Source organism: Actinoplanes derwentensis (assembly GCF_900104725.1).
GTDB classification, from domain to species: domain Bacteria; phylum Actinomycetota; class Actinomycetes; order Mycobacteriales; family Micromonosporaceae; genus Actinoplanes; species Actinoplanes derwentensis.
Genome location: NZ_LT629758.1, coordinates 10,103,174 through 10,120,700, shown reverse-complemented (window position 1 = coordinate 10,120,700; position 17,527 = coordinate 10,103,174). Strand labels below are relative to the sequence as shown.

Here is a 17,527-nt window from a genome sequence, read left to right as displayed (position 1 = left end):
TTCACCAACGACAGGAATCGACGACGGCAACTGCCGAGCCCCAGGGTGTCGCTCGAAAGGGTGAAACACCGCCGCTTGGTGACCGAGCCACAGAGGCTTCAGCGTCTCGGGAGGGGACACATTCTTCGCGGTGGATGACTCCATCAAACCCGGGGCGGAACAATGGGTCCTGATCGTCACGCCGGCAGCACGACCGGATGGAATCCGAGAGACCGTGAGGCCGTGCGCTGCGGGATCTACGGGTCAGCGCAATCATTCCTGCCCGTCGTCAAGCCCTCAGGCTTGCGTTGCGCGCCCTGTGTACGGCGACGTCCACGAGAGAGTGGGTCCGATCACCGGCGGAAAGGGCGCCGTCCGTCGCGTGGCGTGGCGTTCCGGAAGGGCTTGAACCATGCCTCGGGCCGGTAGTCACCGATCCGGAAGCGCTGGTTCTCCTCCGACTCCGGGTCCTCGATACCGTCCAACTGCTCGTCGAACAGATGCAGGATGTCCTCGTCCTGCAGCAGCACATCGACGGCAAGATCCCAATCGAAGTCGTCATCATGCCCGGGCAACAAGTTCAGCTTCTCAGGCGGTACGCCCCAGCCGTCCGCTGCGGCTCCCTGCGCCGACCGCAGTATCACGTGCATCGCCATCTCCTCACCCGGGCACGTCGCCAGCGGCAACTGGCCGGCGGCGAGGTCCGCGGCAAGGTCATCGAAGGCACGGGCGGCCTGGCGCCGCCACACCGCATCCTGACCCCAGGTGATCCGCGGGTAGTCGGCGAACACGGCCCACCCGCCATCCTTCTCCGACACCACAGCGTCGCCGAAGTGCTGGACGTCGTCGTAGGCGAAATCGGCATGTAACTGCGCGACCGCCCACAGGATCGCGGCCAACCGGGGCGTCATCTGAAAGCCGGAACAGTCCTCGCAGTCGTCCGCCCCGCAGCGGCAAAGGGGAAACAGGGTGGTGAAGTCCGGCATCCCTTCAGCACCGGATTCAGCCGCGCCTTCATCGTCGACCGACGTTGTCGAGCTGACCACCTCGGCCCCCACGGCGTCCTCGAGGATCGCATCAGCATTGACAACCCAGCCCAGGGCCGCCGCAACGTCGGCATGCACGTCGGCATGCACGTCATCGTGTTCAGCAGCGCGAACCTGATCGGCGCTCCGGTCGCCGTCAGCGACGAACCCAGCCTCGGCAACTCGATCGAGCGCCGCCCTGCGCAAGATGGCCGCATCGGTGACCTCGACCAGCACTTCAGCGGTGATCATGAACCGGCGCCGTGCTTCGTCCATGACGGCAGCATAAGCCGCTGGTGACGGCCAGCGGCTGACCCGGGAGTCCGGCGAGCCCTTGATGGGTTCCGGTCGTGTCGATAGCCCTGTCTGCCGGCACAACCGGTTGTACTCCGTCTGCGCGGACTCGTACGTGACGAACCCGGACCGCCACGCCTGCATCCGGACCCCGCTACTGTCGTGACCGAGCTCCAGACGGAACTTGTTCGGCCTGGGGAAGAAGTGTTCGGGCGAACCGTTTCCGACCGGTGGGGTCAGTGCGACCGCCAACCGCTGGGCGCCGCCGATCAGCCGCCAGAGGCTAGGCACCCATGCCTGGAGGGATAATCACTTGCTGGCGGTCTCGTGCGACGCACACACCGTCCTTCACGATGTAGACCTCGACGTAGTGACTCCCTACATACGATGTCGACTCGTGTCTGCTTGTGCCGCCGAGTTCCACCTGCCCACGCAGTTGACGTCTGTCTCGTGCTTCACGGCCGGTGTTCTTGACCTTCCAGTAAACCGAGTACGGCTGTTCAACGCTGCACTCGGCCAGCGTGAAATCGATGGTCCGGTTCTTCCCGACCCGGTCGCCGCGTGCGGGTAGGGCATATGACCTCAAGACTCCGGCTCGTCGTACGTGGCCGACAAGCCGGACCGACTCGGTCAGCCGGACCGGAATCTGCTTGGCAGAGTTGATGAACTGCTCGCCTGAATCGTCTCGCGCGGCGCTCGCCTCGACGGTGTTCGCCGGCGGAGCTTGGAATCCGTCGCCAAACACCGCCTGCCAGGCCGCGAGGCTTTTGGCCTGGTCGGGTTCGTCGTACGCGTCGCGGACTTTGGCGGTGTAGCTGTGGATCTGCCGACGGAAGTTCGCGTACTCATCCTGGTCCCAGCGCTGACTGAAATCCTGTCCGGTGCCGGCTGGGTCGTAGATCGGTGGCATCCAGTAGTTCGCCTGCAGGTAGGCGTCGAGGTCTTCGAGGATGTGCACCAGAGCGGTGGGAATGTCGCCGTAGTAGCCGTCCTCCAGGTCGGCATGCCACGTTTCGATGCGTCCGCCGACCAGAATGGTGAGCAGAACCGACTTCACCGAGAACATTGTCTTGCTGTCGCGCAGGTACTTGAGGATGCGCAGGATCGCCGGGAGTCGGCCGCCGGTGGCTCGTGTCTTTCCCTCCAACCAGGCGGTGAAGCCCTCGGGGTCGGTGTGCTCCCAGTCGTCGGTCTTGTTGTTCGTGATGTCCTTCCGCGACTCGACGAACGGGATGACGTCGACGTGGAACGGGTCGGCGTAGTCGATGAAGACGCATCGGGTCCGGCGGTGCGCCATCTGCCGGTAGCGGCCGCTGCCGCGGAAGGCCTTGTACAGCTCCTGCGTGTACTCGGCCGGCGTCCACGACGGGTGTTCCTTCATCGCGAGCAAGACGTCGGCGTCATACTCGCGTGACCCCACTGGCTTGATGATCGTTCTCTGCGCGAAGGAGCCCTGCGGGACAAGGTCGATGAAGAACTCGCCGAAGGTTTCATGGCCGCGCAGGAAGGACGCGAGCGCATCAACGCGCTGGTTGAGCTTTTCGATGCGAGAGTCGTCGAGATTTACCGTGCTGGCGAGGAAATGCTTGAAATAGGCGTGCAACTTCATGGGGTGACCTTGAGGGCGAAGGTGTAGCCGCCGTCCGGGTTGCGGTCGTACACCCGGAGGGGCGGGTGGACGTCACGCATCGGTGCTCGCCCGATAGCGACGGCGGCGGTGACGGGAACCGCGGGGAAGACATCGATGGACGGCAAGCCCGGATGGTGTGCTTCCAGGTGTGCCAGCAGGTCACGCCACCCGCGGGTGAAGTTCGTCAGCGCGGCCGAGGTCGCCAGCACGTCCGTACTCGGGTGATGCCTTGGGGATGCAGTTGGTAGACGGTGACGCTGCTGTCGATCTCTGGCGGCAGCCGGTCCTGGTCGATGCTTCCGGACACCGAGAACAGGACCGCGACTCTCCGCGGATCATTTCCGTGCCGGAGGGTATGGAAGGCGAATTCCGCGGTTGCCGCTCCGGGCGTCCAGCCCCAACCACCGTCGCGGCGCTTCGGGTACACCTCGGTCGGGATCGTGTCGTCGAGCAATGCGCCGAGCGTGATCAGCAGCGGTATCCGGCCGAACGCGAAGACTGAGATGTGGCGCACCCTCTCTTTGTTGCTCTTGGCGCGCAGCAGGCGAAGGCTTTCGACGATCATGTCCCGGCCGGCGTTCCAATACGCCGCGGTGGCCGACTTCTCGCTGGGAAGTGAGCGGAGGTCCACCTCGAGTTCGTCCGCACCGAGCAGGGCGTAGTCAGGAAAGCGCCGGTCGGCCAGCAAGGCCTGCGCCACTGTTTGGGAGGTCGCGCTGACGCATGCCCCGCGGATCATGCCGATCACCCGCAGTACCGTTGTCTGGTCGTCGACAGCCAGCGCGGTCAGCTGCTGGATGCGTTGCTCGTGGCGCCGCTTGATGTCGTGCAGGGTGTTCTTGTCGAATACCTCCCAGAGGCTCTTGTCGTCGATGACCCGGTGCTGGTCGTAGCAGAGGAGCATGAGGTTCGCTTCGTCGTTGCGGGCCTCGGACGGCAGTGGGTCGTCACCGCGAGGTGAGCCGTCCTGGGTGGACCAGCCAACGATGTGGGCGAGTTGTCCGACGGACACGTCCATGCCGGTGAACGCGTCTTTGACCAGTAGCCGGTTGCACATCGTGCATCGGCCGCCCGCGGCTACCCAGACCCGCAACGCGGTTGCCGCGGGAATGGTCCGGGTTTCACCGATGGGGCCGACCGCCCGGTTCGGTGGCGGTTTCTTGCCGCTCATCGATAAGCACTCTTCTCTTGAATGGGCGGTCGCTACCGCCGGGTTCCACCAGGGTCATTGCGTTCTGGGGTAACTGCTGGTCACGGCGGTGATGAGGTCGTGTGATCGGCGGTCGGCGCGTCGGTTGGCGCGGGCGATGTTGGTGGCGCCGTTGATGCGGTGCCAGCCGATCGCGGTGTTACGCAGGGTGGCCATGACGGCGGGTCCGGTGCCGGTCCGGGCTTGGTGAAGATCCTCACGGAAAGTGACGTCTCTGACGTTGTGGACCTGGTTCTCGATCAACCACTCTGCCCTGGCCCATTTTTGCAGGTCAGTGGGCTGGGCGTTGGCGGCGCTCAGGGAGGTGATCAGGTAGGTGGTCTCGCGGCTGGTCTTGCCGTCGATGGTGCGGGTCCGGGTGATCCGGGCGGCCTGCTGGGCTTTCGGGAAGGCGATTCCGCCCGGGGTGTGCAGGGTGACGGCCTTGACCGTGCGGGTCTCCTTACGGCCGTGCCCGCGGTCGCGGGTGCGGTCACCGACCGGGATCTGCGCCCACGGCAGGGTCTTGAGCTGGGTGTGAAGGGTGGGCTGGTTCCCCTTCGCCTGCAGCAACAGGTGTGCTCCGCGGCGGGTGATCTGCTCGGCGTGATCGGTCTGGGTATGCATCGCGTCGGCGACGAACAGGACCCCGGTCAGGCTGCCCAGCACGTTTTCGACGGCGGTGAGCAGGGGTGTGAAGGCTGGGATTTCGTTGCTTTTGGTGTCGACGGTGACCTGGGCCAGGACGATGCCGGTGCTGGTGTCCAGCGCGGACAGCAGATGCACCTGGCGGCCCTCGGGCAGGCGGGCGCCCCGCAAGGTCTTGCCGTCGACGGCTATCACGGTCCGATAGCGGCGTGGCCGGGCGGGTGCCGGCGGTGTCCGCGACCGCAGCCAGCCGGCCAGAACAGTGCTGACCACACTCGCGTCGAGGCGGGTCAGCAGCCGCCACATCGTCGTGCCGGCCGGCACGCCCCGGGTGAACCCGAGCCGGACCTGGTCGGGCTCGTCGAGGTCGTACAGCCAGTCGGCGATCGCAGCGAACGAGGTGGCACCGGCCAGGACCGCGCAGACCGCGACTGTCAGCAACGCCACCAGGGAATACCGGGTCCCGTGCGGGTTACGCGGGTCCGGAATCCGGCCCAGGGCTTCGGCGAGCCCGGTGTGTTCACTATCGGTGACCGGTGATGGTGGAGTGTCGGAGCCGGGGGTTGTCACGGTCAGTGCGCGAATCAGAGATGATGCCATCGGCGGGTGGAGTTCCTCGGTGGTCGTGCAGCGTGAAGAACTCCATGATCACCTTGAGGGCTTCACCCGCTTCCACTGCCTCCACAGAGGCCGATCACCCCACGAAATCCCTGTTCAGCGGGTCAAGGACCGAGAACGCAACAGCCCTGCGGGTTCCACTGGTGTGCGGTGTGGTTAGGCGATACGGCGCAGTGCCCGGGGCAGCCCGGGTACGCGCTGTATCGGTTTCAGGCCGCGAACGTCGTACGGAGTTTCCTGCGGTTCGATGATCTCAAGCAGGGTCGCCGGCATCGTGTGTCTTGTGGTGAGTTCGTCGATCGTGGCCCGGCAGGCCAGTTCGGCGGCGGCTACCACTGACGTAGGGGGTGTCAGGGAGACGGGATCGTCGCAGCCGTGCTCGGCACCGGTGGCTTCGCCACGGGCACGAACCGGTGGGTGGTGTCGTTCCGCGCCTCTTAACGGGAAGCGGTCCACCCGGATGATGCCGCCGTGCCGTTCCACGCAGACCGAAACCACGGGCCGTCCGGCGATATCGCTGGCCCAGGCGAGCAACGCGGTGGCGCGCGGGTCGGCGGAGGCGTCGACGACGAGATCGTGCTCGCGGAGCAGGGCGATAGCTTGCTCGGGCGTGGTGAGTGTCGCGTGCCGGGGTTCGACGTGTGTGGTGTCTAAGCCGATGGTGGACAGCTTGCCTTTGACGGCGAGCGTCTTCGGGTAGCCGACCCAGCTGTTGCCCGCGAGGTGGCGCACAAGGTTGCCGGGTCGCAGTAGCTGCCCGTCGAGCAGCGTGAGATTCTGCACGCCGTGCCGGAACAGCAGGTCGGCGACGAACGAGCCGACGGCTCCTACGCCGACCACTGCTACCCGATGAACGCCGAGGTCGTGGGCGGCCGGGTCGGCCCGCAGCATCCGGGTTGTCGTGCTGGTGTCGGCTGATTCGCAGGCGCGGACCTCAATGGTGGCGCCCAGGCTGGACGGCGGGCGCACCGTCAAGGCGAGCACCCCGCTGGCGCCGGATCGCCGGTAGTGCAACACCAGGAATTCCACGGAGCCGATGGAGATGAGGTGGGCGATCTCCGCCGCATCCGCACCGAGGAGTGGGTACAACGAGGCCCAGTCTCTTATCGGTGTGCCGATTTCGCCGATGTCAGCGATCCACGCCAGGCGCCGATATCGGCGGCCGGGGGTCGGGGCGTTGCCGGGTTTTCCGCCGGCTTTGCGGCGTCTGGGCTGGGTCGGGGGCTGCCGCTTCTCATCGGTGACTGTCACGCCCCGGCCGTCGGTCTCGGTGCGGGTGCGTACGCACCCGCGGGTGATGGTCAGCGACGACATGTCGTAGAGCAGCAGCAACAGAGGATCAGCGGCCAGGTACCGCTCGAGGTCGCAAGCGGTGTCGTCTGGCCAGCCGGCTTCGGTCTGGTGCAACCAGCCGGCTACCTTGCTCAGGAGCAGCGCTGGCTCACGCCAGGGTGCCTTCTCCACTGGTGTCTCGGCCGGCCACAGGCACAGCGAGCCGTCGTGGTTCTGGTGGAAGGTAGGTGTAAGCGGGATACCGGCGTCGATAACCCGGATCTGCGGCGGACCGAACGGCCAGGCGGCGGTGAGGGTTATCTCGATCGTGGCGGTCGCTGCGACGCCGTCAGAGGGATACCAGCGCAGCGGGCCGCGGACGGTGGCGCCGTCGCCGGTGAAACCGGCAACGGCGAGAACGCGGCGGAAGCGGTCCCGTTCGGCGGTGAGTCCGCGGTTCCAGGCCTGGGTCATGCGAAGCGGTCGTTTCCCGCGGGCACCCGCGTGGTGACCATCGTCGTCCGTGTGCTGGACGTCCCGGTGGCCAGCTCTTGTCTGGCGGCGTCAGCGGCTCTGGTCCCGAGCGCGAATTCGGTCCGGCGCAGGACCTCGTCGATGTTCTGGGCGTCGCCGATCGCGGTGAAGTCGCGTTGCGCCGCCTCGATCCATTGGAAGAAGCGCTGGGCGCGGATCGGATGCCCGATCCACCGGTCCGCGAAGTTCTCAGCCGGTGCCACGGGGTTGGCGATGACGTGCCTGCCGAACCGGGATTCGACGTGGTCGGGCATCTGGCCGACGATGTGGCACAGGACGGTGAAAAGGTCGCCGGCCGGCTCGTACGACAACGCGGCCAGGGTCGTGATGATGATCGAGGAAGGCCGGTTGGCGGGGTCACCGATGAAGTAGAAGTCGCGGTGCCGCTTGAGCGCTTGGACCGTGCGCTGCAAGGTGGTCTTGAAGGCGTTACGCGGCAGGCGGTCGATCGCCATCTGCCGATGTTCCGCGATCCAGGCCGCGCCGGCTCGCCACTCGTCGTCCAGGACGCCGAAAAACCAGTTCGCGTAGTCGAGGGGGGCCGAGGGGTGCCACTCGGGGCCTTCGGTGTCTGTCGCCCAGATCCCGTTGGGTCCGGCATCAGGGCGGGGAATCGCCGGAAGGATGTCGAGGTGGAACGGCAGCGTATCGTGGACGAAGGTCCAGCAGCGGCGTCCCTCGTCGTCGAGTTTGAGCTCCAACTGGGGACACTCATTGGCGAAGTGGTCCAGCGCATCGCCGAGGTCGGCCTTGAGGGTCGCGGATGCGATTTGCGACATGTCGAGGTCGCGCCGGTACACCACGTCCAGGTCGTACTCGTCGTTGCGGTGGATCAGCGCGGTCACTGTGCCCAGCTTCATGGATCCCTGCGGGTACATCGCTCCGCCGGTGCTCGGCCAGTAGCTGCGCAGGTAGTCGGAGATCGCTTGGTACGCGTCTTCGGCGATCTTGAATTGATCCTCCGGGATGTCGAATGACTCGATTCCCGCTCCCAGCACTTGACTCAGTTGATCGTCACGGTCGGCGTTCATGTAGATCCTTTCTGGCGCGCATGATGATCCCGCGATCAGCGCAGGCTCATGTCGGTATGGGTAAGTGACAGCGGGACGGTACCGGTCGCCTACGACAGAATCGGCGCACGAAAGATCAAATAGCCGTGCCGGGTCAGGTCGGCGAACACAAATCCTCGTTGCGGATCTTCATCCATGCTCGACATGCGATGGTTGTGCCATCTGTTGCGCCTCGAAAGCGACGAGTGGAGTGGGAAAGATCAACACTGCGATCGGAATGATTTCGCTCAGGCACTGTAGGGGTACGTCAAGCGCGACGATCTTTATCTGCGGTGCAGCACGACAGAGGGTGAGGGCTGCCGGTCAGGTCATCCGTGTGTTCTCATACCGGCATGCGTCCCGTGCCCTCCGAGATCCTCGCCCAACTCGAGTTGGCGGAGGCCGCCAGACGGGAAGCCACGGCCGCCGAGGCGTTGATGCCGTCGTCACCGGGTCAGGACGAAATGAGGGAGGGCGCGGAGGTATTTGCCAGATGGCTGGCCGGCCAACTGCAGTCGGGGCTAACCACCTGCCGGGGACTCGTGGTCGCTGTTGCCAAGCCGGAGACGGGCAGCCGGCCGGTGGCTATCTGGGGTTTCGCCGAGCGGGTCACCTATCGGGCCTTGACCGATCTGCTCATGACGAAAGCTCAGCACGAGAACGACCGCAACAACGAGGCATACCAGGCCTTCGCTGTCGCCCCGCTGCGGTACGCCGAGACTCAATACCGTCGCTCGGACACACGTAGCAGCCCGTTGTTTCTATTCCAGCCCGAGGACGCGATCGTCCAGTACGTCGTAAAGGCCGACCTCGCATCGTTCTACGACTACATCGACCACGACATCCTCGGCCGGGAACTGCTGCTGCGAACCAGCGACCACGAGAGCATCGCGTGTCTGCTCGACCTTCTGCTCGAGGTGCAGGGACGCCGATACGGAATCCCTCAACTTCTTGAACCCTCAGACCGGCTCTCCGACCTCTACGCAAGCCGGATACTGCGCGCCATCCGCCGCAAACAATGGCCGGCCTGGCGGTACAACGACGATTTCCGGATCGCAGCGGAGACGTTCGAGGACACCAAACGTGCCCTCGACGACCTCACCACGGCCGCCCGCGACAACGGGTTGGTGCTTAATGAGGCCAAGACTCGCACCCCAACGTTCATCACCTATTGGCAGGAGAACCACGTTCCTGACTACGTCGACGCCACCGCAGACATCGACCCCACGTGGGCGATCGACACGTTGAATTCCACCGTGACACCGCGGGAGGTCGCTGCGGGAAGCAGCATCGAGCTGCCGATCCATCTACAGGAGGCCGACCGGGCCGCCACCCGTCGCATCCGGCACGCACTGATCAGACTGTCCGACCCGACGGAGTCACGCGCCGTCGAGGTGATGGCGAAAGTGGAGCACATCGTCGCGTTCGTGCCGTCGACGACGCCGTACGTCCTACGTTATCTACGGGCGATGGCCTCGGTCGACCATTCCTCGGTGACTGGCATCGTCGAATCGCTCACCACGGACGTCAGTCTCAGCGGCTGGCAGAGGCTCTGCCTGATCCGGACGATCCGAGAAATCGGCCTGACCGATACGCAGCCGTTCACCGACTGGGTGAAAGAGCAGCGGGGGCAACGCTACGAACCTACCGTCCGTGCGGAGGCCGCCCTCGCTCTCGCAGCCGTGAACCTTTTCGAGGTCCAGGACGTCGTCCGCGCACTCGACGAGGAACCATCGGCGTTGGCGAACTGGTACCTGGCCTGCGCCCTGGAGCTGCGCCGGCACCGCACCATCTCCGACGAGACCTACGACGCCATCCGCGACGACAGTGGCCTGCACGCGGCGATCTTGGCATCGTCGTGACGGCGGAACCCGTTCAGCTTCAACTCGCCGAGAACGCGCTCGAGGACATCATAGGTACCTTTACCCGGCACACGATGGCGGCGGCTGGGTATAAATGGAATCACCTGCGGCACCGCATCATCGACGGCCCCGCGGGAGACGGCATCGCAGCGGAGCGCGCCGCCTGCTGGCTGCGCATGATCAGCATCGTCGAGATCTTCGGCGAGGCTCTACTCAGAGAACTCGACGGTGACACGGCACGGCCGGTGCCCGGCAGCTGGAGCCAGGTCACGAATTTCCTCAAACAGCGTCACTACATCGATCTACACGATATTCCGGGTTGGGACCGCCTCGAAGCATGCTTTCTCGTTCGTAACGCCATCGCCCACGGCCTCGGGCATTTCACCGCCAAACAGGTCGAGAAAGGAGTTCCTCGCAAGATACGCGGCGCCGGAGTCGCCGTCCGCGACGGTATGGTCGTCATCACCGCGGCGTCCCTCGCGAGCTGCGCTGATGTCTGCCGCAGGTTCATCACCGACCTCGACGCATATCCACAAGTCGGCCGTCGCCACGGTTGAATCCGTGCCTTGCATCGGCTTCCCTCACCGTCGAAAGCGGCGCTGGCAGTCAGACCAGCGAACTTGACCAGGAACACATCATCAATGCCGAGGCCGACCGCCTGCATCCGAGGTGATGCCGCACGTCGTGTCGCTCGCGAACCGGACTCCGCAGATCGGCGCCGGTCCCGTGTAGTTCTCACTGGTCCGGTGCTGCGGCAGGCTGGCAGCCTCAATGCACCACCGCGGGCCGTGCGCTCCTCCGGAATCGTTCCCTGGGATCTCGCTGTCACGCCGACGGCGCTCACGGATGCTACGGTCCAAGCAGTTCAGCGACTGCAACAGCGCTGGAGCAGTGGCACGGTCGGTGTCATCGCGCCGGAGGCGCGCATCGCCGGCCTGCGGGCCGCGCTGAACAGCGTGCCGGTTCTGACGGCGACTCAGTTCAAGGGCCTGGAGTGGGATGCGACAGTGCTCGTCGATCCGGACGGTATCGCCGGTGAACCACGCGGCTGGAACGGCCTGTACGTAGCGCTCACCCGCTGCACGCAGGAACTCGGACAGATACGCGTCGTCTGATGCGGTGCAACGGTGTCGCTCGGCGGTCCGAGGCCGGTGCCGCGGTCGAGAAGCTACCCCTTGGTGGCCTGCCTATGCTGCTGGCTAACGTTCAGCCGTTGACCGGCTCGGCGGCACCGTGCCGTAGTGCTGCTCCGGCGTCGGGCGATCGTCAGCGGCCAAGGCTGCAAGCTCAACTGGTTCAGGACATCATTGGAACCGATTGGTCAGCTCGCGCACTTGATGGATGGCGCTGTGATGGGAGAGCGCTGAGGTGCGGCGGCGCATGAAGAGCCAGGTGATCCAACCGGCTCCGATGATGAGGCCGAAGCTGATGATCCGGTAGAGCACGACGGCGGCGATCGCGGTGGCGGTGTCTATGCCGGCTGCGAGGAGACCAAAGATCAGGGCGTTGTCGATCACACCGAGTCCGCCGGGGATGACGGTTATGGTTCCGGCGGCCATACCCGCGCAGAAGGCCAGCAGGAGTGGGGCGGGGTGGATGGGGTTGTCGCTGACTGCTCGGAAGCACACCCACAGGCAGACGGCGTCGAGCGCCCAGTTGAGAACGGCGTATGCGGCAGCGGCGGCGCCGTGCCCGGCGGTGAGCCGTGCGGATCCGAGCTGGCTGATGAAGCCGCGAAAGCGGTCGAGGCCAGACTCGTCCGGGTGGCGGCGTAGGCGGTTGATGGGGGTGAGAACGGCTCGGGCCAGGGCTTCCATCGTGGTGGGACGACGGGTGATGTGCAGGACGCCGGGCACCACGGCGGCTGTGACAGCGATCAAGGCGGCGAGGCTGTACCACCGTGGGGTGCCGCCGGAGATCAGCGCACTGGCGGCGGTGATGAGGGCGAGGGCGGTCGTGGACAGGATGCCGGACAGCGCAATGCACCAGGTGGCGATGGCAGGGGTGGCGCCGAAAAGGCGCAGCTGCTGGTAGTTGAACTGGGTGGAGAACGCAGGGCCGCCGGGCAGGGTCTCGTTGAGGGAGTGGGCGGCGTAGGCGAGGGCGACGTTGCGGTAGAGCGGGACGTGCAAGCCGGCGGAGAGAAGCAGGCGGCGTTGCATGCGCGCGTACATGGCCATGGAGACCAGTGCGGCGGCTACCGCGCCGGCGAGCCATCCCGGATGCGGGGCGCGTAGCTGCGACAGCGCTGCTGACAGCGACGGCCAGCCCAGCACGAGTTCAACGGTGAACAGCACGATCGCCGCCGTTACCGCACCGCGCCGCATCCACGTGGCGGCCGGGCGGTGCCGGGTGCCCGCCGAGGCTGTGGTGGGTTCGATGGACACGGTCGTTACCTCGTGTTTCGGATCGGCGCACGACGGCTCGCCGCAGCGACGTCTGCTTGTTCTCAGTTCTGCGGGATGCCGATGCTCCGGGCAGACGCTGGCAATTTTGTGCATTTTAATGAATAAACTAAAGACTGCGATGTATCTAAGCTTCACGGTTACAGTGCGCGCCGGTCCACATTTCCCGCGACGGCCTCCATCGACCGTTCTACCCTTACCTCATTTGGTTCTGAAGACTCGCTTAGCTAAATAAATCGGCCACCGGCGCGCGGAGCCGGCAAGTCGCCAACGGTGTCGCATTGCCATTGGTCGCCGACGAGGATGGAGCCTGATTGGATTGGAGCCCACCGAGGGCCGATCGCGTGTCAGTCTTGTGAGGGCGCGAGCCTCTCGGCGAGTTTCCAGAGCTCAGGAAGTGCGTCTGTAATGATTCGCACTGAATCGCCAGGCATGCCTGCCAGCGCCTGAGCCACGCCGGCGTACAGAGTTGTGTCCGTCTCGTGCGTGGCCGCATGCATTTTCGCGGTGGGGTGCAGCTGTACATATCTGCGATCCGCGGGGTCGGGGACCCGAGTGAAGTAGCCGTCCTTGACCAGGACAGTGACGAGGCTACTGACGTTGTGGGCCTGCATGCGCAAAGCTGCTGCCGCCTGCCGGACGGTGATTCCGGGTTCCGCGGCCACCAGGCGCAGCAGCTCTACTTGAGCCGGCGGCCGCACGTTCTCGCCGGTGGGGGGCCGCTGCGATTGGATGAGTCGACGGTGAAGGGTCCAGACCAGCCGGGTGAGTTCTTCAGGCATTTCCGCAGCGGTCACGGTCGGCCATTCTATCCAGTGGGCAAGCCCGGGCCGGTGTCAGCCGAGGTCGCCTGCAGCGGTCGATTGAAGGGTGGGTGACGCCCGGCCGCCTCGGACGGGACGGTCCAGCAGCCGGGCGTCACCGGTTCTGGGGCCGGTCAGTCGAGGCCCCGGGCCGCCGATGGCGTGGCGAGCACCGGCGCGTGAGCGGCGTCTTCGGTGGCCGGCCGGTGCAGGTGGTGGCCGGCGTGCAGGAATTCCCGGATGCGAGTGATCGCGTGCGGGTGGATGCGGTGCATGCCTTTGCGGTCGTACCAGGTCAGTCCGCCGAAGCCGAGGATCAGGCTGATCAGTAGGCCGGTGAGCAGTAGGGCCCAGCCTCGGTTCAGGCCGGCATCGCCTTGGGCGTCGAAGTAGATGATGGCGCGGACGCCGTCGACGAGTGCCCGGATGGGTGCGAATTCGCCGAGGGTGCGCCAGAAGGCGGGCATCACCTGCAGTGGGACGGCTCCGCCGGAGACCGGGATGGCGCCGGCGACGAAGAAGACCATGGCTGCGATGGTGCCGATGGCGCCGAACAGTGAAAGGACGACCAGGGTGCCGATGCCGATGGCGCTGATGCCGGCGACGCTGTAGACCCACAGCAGGGCGGTGTGCGGCAGGTCGAGGTTCAGTGCCAGGGTGCCGGCGGCGATGATGGCGGTCGCGCCCACTACCGCTGCGGCGACCATCACCAGGCATTTGGCGAGCAGGGTCTGGCGGCGGCTGATCAGTTCCGGCAGTTTGACCTGGCGTACCGGGCCGAGGTCGGAGGCGTTGAATCCGAGGTCGGCGTCGACCATGGCGTTGATCAGGTTGGCGCCGAGGAACCCGATCATCATCAGCAGCATGGCGTAGAAGAACGCCGTCATGCCCATACCGGTGCGTTCGCCGAGCGGGGTGCCCTGCTGTTCGGAGATGGTGATGGGGTCGGCGAGCAGGAGGGCGTTGGCGGCGGCGATCGTCGCGCCGGTGCTCTGTGCCTGCTGCGACAGGATTCCTGCGGCGTATGCGGATCCGCCGCGAACGGCGGACTCGGCGATCTCGTTGCCGATCGACGAGGCCATGCTTCCGGCGCCGTGGTTGGTAAGCACGGTCACTTCGGGGCGTTGCGGGGCGGCGCTGACCAGAGAGAGCATGCGACTGGTGTAGTCCTCGGGCAGCACGACCGCGGCGAACAGCTGGTCCTTGCCGATGGCGGTCTTGACGGCTTCAAGGGAGTCGTAGGTCTTCCACAGGACCGCGTCCTGCGGCTGCTGTTCCTGGGCGACAATCCCGGCGACCACCTGCGTGCCGAGGTTCTGCTGGATGCCGTTGACCTGGGCGCCCTTGTCGAGCGAGACCAGTCCGATGGGTGCGTCGCGCAGGTCGGCCTGCGGGTTGGCGACGCTGCCCGCGAACACGATGGCGATCACGAAGATGGTGATCGACAGCAGTGCGGTGGGCAGGAGCCAGGTGCGGGGGGCGCGCAGGAAGCGCAGTGCTGTGAGCGGCGTGGCCGCATGGCGGTGATTGGGGGACGGCATGAGAAAAATATACCTCTAGCACTAGAGCTAGTTTCTAGTCGCGATCACTGTGGGTATCGGCACACTCGGGCCGGCCGTCCCCCGTCTGTCGTCACCGCACGGTGTGGACCAGGTGCTTGATCTCCTGGAACTCAGTGAGAGCACGCACCCCGTTGAGGCGACCGATACCGCTCTGTTTGAAGCCGCCCTCCTCCATCTGGTCGCGGATGACGCCCCAGCCGTTGGTCCACACCGTTCCCGCATCGATGCGGCGGGCCACCCGCAGCGGCCGGTCCACGTCCCGGGTCCAGACCGAGGCCGCCAGTCCGTACTCGGTGGCGTTCGCGCGCGTGATCGCGTCGTTCTCGTCGTCGAAGACCTCGAAGGTGGCGACCGGGCCGAACACTTCCCGCTGCACCAGCGGCGCCTGCACGTCGTCGACCTCGATCAAGGCCGGCAGGACGAACGCGCCCGCCCCGGCGGGATCGGCCAATCCCCCGCGGACCAGGATCGAGCCGTACTCGCCGGCCTCGTCGATCATCCGGTCGATGCGCAGCGCCTGCGCCCGGTCAATCACCGGGCCCATGTCGGTCCCCGGGTCGTCGCCGGGGCCGACCTTGATCGCCTGCAGTGCGGCGATCATCCGCGTACGCAGCTGCTCCGCAATGCCGCGCTGGACGAGGATGCGGCTGCCGGCCATGCAGAACTGGCCGGCAAACGTGGTAATCGCAGCGGTCAGGGTCGGCACGACCACATCGAGGTCGGCGTCGTCGAACACGATCATCGGTGACTTGCCGCCCAGCTCCAGCGAGCAGGGCTTCAGTCGCTTCGCGGCGTCGGCCATGATCCGGCGCCCGACAGCGGTAGACCCGGTGTAGCTGATCACGTCGGTGTCCGGGTGTGATACCAGCAGGGGCGCGCCGTCGTTGCCGGACTCGGTGAAGGCGTTCACCACGCCGGCCGGCAGGCTCTCGGTCGCCGCGATGATCTCGTACAGCAGTCCGTTGGTCAGCGCGGTCTGCGCGGGCATCTTCATCGCCACGGTGCAGCCGGCGGCGAGCGCCGGCGCGAACGATCGCACCGCCAGGATCACCGGGGAGTTCCAGGGGACGATCACTGCTGCGACGCCGAGGGGCTGGTGCAATGTCATCGAGTAGCTGCCGGGGGCGAGTTCGGCGGCCCGGCCGGCGTCGGTCAGCGCCAAGGCGGCGTTGTAACGCAACTTCGGGATCGTGGACTCGATCTCCATCGCCGCGTCAGCGAGCTTCTTCCCGTTCTCCCGCGACAGCAGCTGGACCAGCTCGTCACGGCGGGCGTCCATCCGGTCGGCCATCTCCAGCAGCGCGCGAGCACGCATCTGGCGGTCGTCGGCCCACGCGGTGTCATGGAAGGCGGTCCGGGCCGCGGCGACGGCGTTGCCGGCGGTCACGGCGCCGGCGTCGGCGTAGGTGCCGATGACCTCACCGGTGGCCGGGGCATGAGAATTTCCTACCGCGTGGCCGTCGCTCCACTGCCCACCGATGTAGTTGCGTGCGTAGGGAAGCGTCATCGGTTCGCCTCGCTCGGCTCGTCGTCGAACACGACCACCGGTTTGATGGTGCGCCCGGAACGGGCATCATCGACCGCTTGGTCGAGCCGCTGAACGGGATAGAGCTCGACGAAGCGGTCGTACGGCAGGCGGCCCTGCCGGAACAGGTCGATCAGGGCGGGAATGAAGGTGATCCGGTCGGAGCCGCCCTCGGTGACGCCGCGGATGGTGCGCCCGTCGATGAGGGCGTTGACGTCGAAGGAGGCCCGGCTTCCCGCGGCCGGTGCGCCGACGACGGCGACGGTGCCGTACGCCGTGATGGCCGTGGCTGCCAGTTCCAGCAGTGCGGGCACGCCGGTGGTCTCGACGATGTAGGTGACGCCGCGGCCGCCGGTGATGTCGACGAGACGTTTGCCGAGGTCTTCCGTGCCGGTGTCGATGGTGTGGGTCGCCCCGAGTTCGGTGGCCAGGTCGAGGCGGGACCGCACGCGGTCGGCGGCGATCACGGTCGCCGTCGCGCTCAGCCGGGCGGCCATCACCGCGGACAAACCGACAGCTCCGGCACCGAACACCGCCAGGGTGTCGCCTGGCCCTGGCTGAAGCAGGTTCAGCACGGCGCCGGCGCCGGTCTGGACGCCGCAGCCGACCGGTGCGAGAAGGGCGAGTTCACGATCGTCGCGCGGTTGTACGCGGACCACGCTGTGCGCGGACACCACCGCGTGCCGGGCCAGTGACGACTGGCCGAAGAACAGTGCTCCGACCGGTGTTCCGTCAGCGGTACGCGCCGGGCTGCTCCCGTCGGGCCGGGCGGCACCGAAGTTGCGCGGGAAGTAGGTGTCGCAGCGGGTGGGCTGACCGATGCGGCAGCGGGCGCACCGGCCGCAGGAGTTGAAGGACAGCACGACCCGGTCGCCCGGTTGCAGATTCTGGGTGCCGGGACCGACGGCTTCGACGATTCCGGCGCCCTCGTGGCCCAGGATCGCGGGTAGCGGCGTCGGTAGCCGCCCGGCGAGCACCGACAGGTCGGTGTGGCACAACCCGGTGGCGACCAGCTTGACCAGGACCTCGTCCGGTCCCGGTTCGTCGAGGAGAATCGGCTCCCAGCTGAAGGTGTTCGCGCCGGGCCTGGCGATGGCCGCCGTGGTGGGGATGGGCACGTGGATTCTCCCTT

General features: G+C 66.3%; 15 protein-coding genes. 3 read left to right on the top strand and 12 right to left on the bottom strand.

What is annotated here, in order from left to right; genetic code table 11:
- Positions 1-332: 332 nt before the first annotated feature.
- From BLU81_RS45250 to BLU81_RS45215, 7 genes are all read right to left on the bottom strand, one after another.
- Positions 333-1,280, bottom strand: a complete 948-nt coding sequence (locus tag BLU81_RS45250; protein WP_157752052.1) for a hypothetical protein — start codon at positions 1,278-1,280, stop codon at positions 333-335.
- A 301-nt stretch (positions 1,281-1,581) separates the two neighbouring features.
- Complete coding sequence (locus BLU81_RS45240; RefSeq protein WP_092555635.1) at positions 1,582-2,907, bottom strand: SMODS domain-containing nucleotidyltransferase; 1,326 nt, start codon at positions 2,905-2,907, stop codon at positions 1,582-1,584.
- The gene (locus tag BLU81_RS51740; protein ID WP_092555633.1) at positions 2,904-3,137 is read right to left on the bottom strand and encodes an SAVED domain-containing protein; all 234 of its coding nucleotides are present in this window, start codon (positions 3,135-3,137) and stop codon (positions 2,904-2,906) included. The genes BLU81_RS45240 and BLU81_RS51740 overlap by 4 nt, the downstream gene beginning before the upstream one ends.
- Positions 3,113-4,099, bottom strand: a complete 987-nt coding sequence (locus BLU81_RS51735; protein ID WP_092555631.1) for an SAVED domain-containing protein — start codon at positions 4,097-4,099, stop codon at positions 3,113-3,115. The genes BLU81_RS51740 and BLU81_RS51735 overlap by 25 nt, the downstream gene beginning before the upstream one ends.
- A gap of 54 nt (positions 4,100-4,153) precedes the next feature.
- Positions 4,154-5,365: an ISAs1 family transposase gene (locus BLU81_RS45225; RefSeq protein ID WP_231953782.1), complete on the bottom strand. Its 1,212-nt coding sequence runs from the start codon at positions 5,363-5,365 to the stop codon at positions 4,154-4,156.
- A 174-nt stretch (positions 5,366-5,539) separates the two neighbouring features.
- The gene (locus BLU81_RS45220; protein ID WP_092555629.1) at positions 5,540-7,129 is read right to left on the bottom strand and encodes a ThiF family adenylyltransferase; all 1,590 of its coding nucleotides are present in this window, start codon (positions 7,127-7,129) and stop codon (positions 5,540-5,542) included.
- Positions 7,126-8,220 carry a nucleotidyltransferase domain-containing protein gene (locus BLU81_RS45215; RefSeq protein ID WP_092555627.1) on the bottom strand — a complete coding sequence of 365 codons (1,095 nt, stop codon included), beginning with the start codon at positions 8,218-8,220 and terminating at the stop codon, positions 7,126-7,128. The genes BLU81_RS45220 and BLU81_RS45215 overlap by 4 nt, the downstream gene beginning before the upstream one ends.
- A gap of 371 nt (positions 8,221-8,591) precedes the next feature.
- Between BLU81_RS45215 and BLU81_RS45210 the strand changes: the two genes are divergently transcribed.
- The 3 genes from BLU81_RS45210 (at position 8,592) to BLU81_RS45200 (ending at position 11,215) form a co-directional block, all read left to right on the top strand.
- Positions 8,592-10,100: an RNA-directed DNA polymerase gene (locus BLU81_RS45210; RefSeq protein ID WP_092555625.1), complete on the top strand. Its 1,509-nt coding sequence runs from the start codon at positions 8,592-8,594 to the stop codon at positions 10,098-10,100.
- Complete coding sequence (locus BLU81_RS45205; RefSeq protein WP_092555623.1) at positions 10,097-10,657, top strand: hypothetical protein; 561 nt, start codon at positions 10,097-10,099, stop codon at positions 10,655-10,657. Before BLU81_RS45210 ends, BLU81_RS45205 begins: the two co-directional genes overlap by 4 nt.
- A 189-nt stretch (positions 10,658-10,846) precedes the next feature.
- Positions 10,847-11,215, top strand: a complete 369-nt coding sequence (locus BLU81_RS45200; RefSeq protein WP_231953836.1) for an ATP-binding domain-containing protein — start codon at positions 10,847-10,849, stop codon at positions 11,213-11,215.
- Positions 11,216-11,404: 189 nt separating this feature from the next.
- Here the strand turns inward: BLU81_RS45200 and BLU81_RS45195 are convergent, their stop codons facing one another.
- From BLU81_RS45195 to BLU81_RS45175, 5 genes are all read right to left on the bottom strand, one after another.
- Complete coding sequence (locus BLU81_RS45195; RefSeq protein ID WP_231953835.1) at positions 11,405-12,487, bottom strand: lysylphosphatidylglycerol synthase transmembrane domain-containing protein; 1,083 nt, start codon at positions 12,485-12,487, stop codon at positions 11,405-11,407.
- 365 nt (positions 12,488-12,852) lie between these two features.
- On the bottom strand, positions 12,853-13,302 hold the full coding sequence (locus tag BLU81_RS45190; RefSeq protein ID WP_157752051.1) for a MarR family winged helix-turn-helix transcriptional regulator: 450 nt from the start codon (positions 13,300-13,302) through the stop codon (positions 12,853-12,855).
- 140 nt (positions 13,303-13,442) lie between these two features.
- A complete protein-coding gene (locus BLU81_RS45185) occupies positions 13,443-14,849 on the bottom strand; it encodes a YhgE/Pip domain-containing protein (protein ID WP_092555617.1) in 1,407 nt (468 codons plus the stop codon).
- 91 nt (positions 14,850-14,940) lie between these two features.
- A complete protein-coding gene (locus BLU81_RS45180) occupies positions 14,941-16,377 on the bottom strand; it encodes an aldehyde dehydrogenase family protein (RefSeq protein ID WP_092555615.1) in 1,437 nt (478 codons plus the stop codon).
- Positions 16,374-17,513, bottom strand: coding sequence for an NAD(P)-dependent alcohol dehydrogenase (locus BLU81_RS45175; protein ID WP_092555613.1), 1,140 nt, complete (start codon positions 17,511-17,513; stop codon positions 16,374-16,376). The genes BLU81_RS45180 and BLU81_RS45175 overlap by 4 nt, the downstream gene beginning before the upstream one ends.
- Positions 17,514-17,527 lie beyond the last annotated feature (14 nt).

Excerpts from the sequence above, each read along its gene's own strand:
- BLU81_RS45250 (WP_157752052.1), bottom strand. The coding sequence starts at position 1,280 with ATGGACGAAGCACGGCGCCGGTTCATGATCACCGCTGAAGTGCTGGTC.
- BLU81_RS45240 (WP_092555635.1), bottom strand. The coding sequence starts at position 2,907 with ATGAAGTTGCACGCCTATTTCAAGCATTTCCTCGCCAGCACGGTAAAT.
- BLU81_RS51735 (WP_092555631.1), bottom strand. The coding sequence starts at position 4,099 with ATGAGCGGCAAGAAACCGCCACCGAACCGGGCGGTCGGCCCCATCGGT.
- BLU81_RS45225 (WP_231953782.1), bottom strand. The coding sequence starts at position 5,365 with ATGGCATCATCTCTGATTCGCGCACTGACCGTGACAACCCCCGGCTCC.
- BLU81_RS45220 (WP_092555629.1), bottom strand. The coding sequence starts at position 7,129 with ATGACCCAGGCCTGGAACCGCGGACTCACCGCCGAACGGGACCGCTTC.
- BLU81_RS45215 (WP_092555627.1), bottom strand. The coding sequence starts at position 8,220 with ATGAACGCCGACCGTGACGATCAACTGAGTCAAGTGCTGGGAGCGGGA.
- BLU81_RS45210 (WP_092555625.1), top strand. The coding sequence starts at position 8,592 with ATGCGTCCCGTGCCCTCCGAGATCCTCGCCCAACTCGAGTTGGCGGAG.
- BLU81_RS45185 (WP_092555617.1), bottom strand. The coding sequence starts at position 14,849 with ATGCCGTCCCCCAATCACCGCCATGCGGCCACGCCGCTCACAGCACTG.
- BLU81_RS45180 (WP_092555615.1), bottom strand. The coding sequence starts at position 16,377 with ATGACGCTTCCCTACGCACGCAACTACATCGGTGGGCAGTGGAGCGAC.